Source organism: Microbacterium sp. 22296, assembly GCF_052045385.1.
Classification (GTDB): domain Bacteria; phylum Actinomycetota; class Actinomycetes; order Actinomycetales; family Microbacteriaceae; genus Microbacterium.
In genome coordinates this window covers 29,068-32,200 of record NZ_JBQEOS010000011.1, presented here as the reverse complement: position 1 = coordinate 32,200, position 3,133 = coordinate 29,068, and the positions used below count along the sequence as shown (strand labels likewise).

At 70.4% G+C, this 3,133-nt stretch carries 2 protein-coding genes; one reads left to right on the top strand and one right to left on the bottom strand.

The window, feature by feature from the left end; all coding sequences use genetic code 11:
• Window positions 1-126: 126 nt before the first annotated feature.
• Entirely contained in the window at window positions 127-1,089 is a 963-nt protein-coding gene (gene pheA / locus ACTJJP_RS15810) for a prephenate dehydratase (RefSeq protein WP_440775940.1), read from the bottom strand.
• A gap of 102 nt (window positions 1,090-1,191) precedes the next feature.
• On the opposite strand from pheA, the gene pgm reads away from it, so the two are divergent.
• Window positions 1,192-2,838, top strand: a complete 1,647-nt coding sequence (gene pgm / locus ACTJJP_RS15805; RefSeq protein ID WP_440775939.1) for a phosphoglucomutase (alpha-D-glucose-1,6-bisphosphate-dependent) — start codon at window positions 1,192-1,194, stop codon at window positions 2,836-2,838.
• Window positions 2,839-3,133 lie beyond the last annotated feature (295 nt).

The window sequence follows — 3,133 nt, the reverse complement described above, 5'->3', positions numbered from 1 at the left end:
CCCGCGGGCCCCCGGCCCTTCGACAAGCTCAGGGACCTAGCGAAGCGCGGGACCCGGGCCCTTCGACAAGCTCAGGGACCTCGCGAAGCGCGGGACCCGGCCCTTCGACGAGCTCGGGGACCGGGCTCAGGCCTCGGGCTCGCCGCTCAGCAGGCCCCGCAGCCAGTCGCGCGCTTCGACGAAGACGTCGTCGCTGTAGCGCTGCGGGTAACGCACGATCGCGCGGTCGGCGCGGGCATAAGAGCCGAGGAAGATCACCTTCGGGCTGAACCGGCGTAGCCCCAGGAGGGCGTCGGCCATGCGCTCGTCGAGCACGTGCCCGTCCGCGTCGATGACGAAGCGGTACCGGCCGAGGGCGTCCCCGATGGGGCGGGAGGCCAACAGGCTCAGGTTGATGCCCCGGGTGGCGAACTGCTCGAGCAGCTCCAGCAGGGCGCCCGGGTGGTCTTCGGGAAGCTCGACGATCAGGGAGGTCTTGTCGGCGCCGGTCGGGGGCGCCGGCGCCACGGTGCGGCTGACGAGCACGAAGCGCGTCACCGCGTTGGGGTTGTCGCCGATGTTCTCGGCCAGCACCGTCACATCGTGGTGGGCGACGATCCCGGGGGCCGCGATCGCGGCATCCGCGGCACTCGTCCCGTCGAGGACGCCGAGCGCGCTCGCGACGTTGCTCTCGGCCGGCAGGTGCGCGTGCGCGGGGAGGTTCCTGCTCAACCAGCCCAGGCACTGCCCGTACGCGACCGGGTGCGCGGCGACCAGCGACACGTCGGCCAGTGTGGTACCCGGGCGCCCCACCAGGACGAAGTTCACGGGCACGAGGTACTCGCCGACGATCCGGAGCCCCGGCACGGTCGCCAGGGCGTCCTGTGCGGTGGAGACGCCCCCGTCGACGGAGTTCTCAATGGCGATCATCGCGGCATCCGAACGGCCTTCGACGACGTCGGCGAGCGCCTCGCCCACGTTGCGCACGGGGCGCCAGATCTGATCGCGAGCCTCGGGCACCTGGGCCAGCGCGGCCTCGGTGAAGGTTCCCGCGGGCCCCAGGTAGCTGTAGGTACGGCGGACGGGCGGATGTTCCGTGTCGGGCAGCACCGACTCAGCCTAGTCGCGCGGCCGTGACCGCCGTGATGACGGATTACCTCGGAATGCGTCGCGTCGAATGCGCATGTCGGAGCGAGCGGGCAGACTGGGCGCATGAGCAGTCGCGCAGGACAGCCCGCAGAGGCATCCGATCTCATCGACATCGACGAACTGATCGCGGCGTATTACGACCGCAAACCGGATGCCGCCGTGCCCGAGCAGCGGGTGGCGTTCGGCACCAGCGGCCACCGGGGGTCGTCGCTGAGCACGAGCTTCAACGAGGATCACATCCTGGCGACCACCCAGGCGATCGTCGATTACCGCGCAGCGCAGGGCATCACGGGGCCGCTCTTCCTCGGTCGCGACACCCACGGCCTGTCGCTGCCCGCCGAGCGGAGCGCCGTCGAGGTGCTGGTCGCGAACGGAGTCGACGTACGCGTCGATTCGCGTGACGCCTGGGTGCCGACGCCGGCTCTCAGCCACGCCATCCTGACGTACAACACGGGCCGCTCGCTCGACGACCCCGGCCGCGCCGACGGAATCGTCGTGACCCCGTCGCACAACCCTCCGCGAGACGGGGGCTTCAAGTACAACCCCCCGCACGGCGGCCCCGCCGACACCGACGCCACCGGCTGGATCGCCGACCGCGCGAACGAACTCATCGCCGCCGGGCTGGCCGGGGTGCAGCGCACGCCCCAGACCGAGATCGACCTCGAGAATCTCGGCCAGTACGACTTCCGCGACGCGTACGTGCGCGATCTGGCATCCATCATCGACGTGGATGCCATCAAGAACGCGGGCGTCCGCATCGGCGCCGACCCGTTGGGCGGTGCGTCCGTGGAGTACTGGGCGCTCATCGCCGAGGTCTACGGCCTCGACCTGACGGTGGTGAACCCCGTGGTCGACCCGACGTGGAAGTTCATGACACTCGACTGGGACGAGAAGATCCGCATGGATCCTTCCTCGCCCTCGGCGATGGCATCCCTCGTCGCGGCGCGTGACGAGTACGACATCCTCACCGGCAACGACGCCGACGCCGACCGCCACGGCATCGTCACGCCCGACGCGGGCCTGATGAACCCCAACCACTACCTCGCCGTCGCGATCGACTACCTGTTCTCGCACCGCGAGGGGTGGCCGACCGATGCCGCGATCGGCAAGACCCTCGTCTCGTCGATGATCATCGACCGTGTCGCCGCCTCGCTCGGCAAGACGCTGCTGGAGGTTCCGGTCGGTTTCAAGTGGTTCGTGCCGGGGCTCCTCGACGGCTCGGTCGCCTTCGGCGGCGAGGAATCCGCTGGAGCGTCGTTCCTGCGCAAGGACGGCTCCGTGTGGACGACCGACAAAGACGGCATCCTGCTGTGTCTGCTCGCCGCCGAGATCCTCGCCGTCACGGGCAAGACGCCCTCGCAGCGCTACGCCGAGCTCGAGGCCGAGTTCGGCGCCTCGGCCTACCAGCGCGTCGACGCGGCGGCCACGCCCGCTCAGAAGTCGGCCCTGTCGAAGCTGTCTCCGGATGCCGTCTCGGCCACCGAACTCGCGGGCGAGACGATCACCGCGAAGCTGTCGCACGCGCCGGGCAACGGTGCCGCGATCGGCGGCCTGAAGGTGCAGACCGAGTCGGCATGGTTCGCCGCCCGTCCCTCGGGCACCGAAGACGTGTACAAGCTGTACGCCGAGTCGCTGCGCGGCGAGGAGCACCTGCGCGAGGTTCAGGAAGAGGCGCGCGCGGTCGTGTCGGCCGCCCTCGGCCAGGCCTGACGTCTCGTTCTAAGCGGCGTCGCCCTCCGGGGCGGCGCCGCTTCCGCGTGCGCCCGTCGTGCCGGGCAACGGCACGCGGCTCTGGTGCTCGTGCCGAGAAACGGCATCCGCGCAAAGAAACGTCACGATAACGCGTTCCTCCCCGCTGGCGGCGTTTCTCAGCGAGTCGGATACGACTTCACGACCGGCGCCGGCGGTCGCGGCATCACGACCGGCGCCGGCGGTCGCGCGGGCTGGCACTCGCGCCGAGAAACGGCATCCGCCGCAGGAAACGGCGGGACAAGGCGTTTCTCCC

Excerpts from the sequence above, each read along its gene's own strand:
- pgm (WP_440775939.1), top strand. The coding sequence starts at position 1,192 with ATGAGCAGTCGCGCAGGACAGCCCGCAGAGGCATCCGATCTCATCGAC.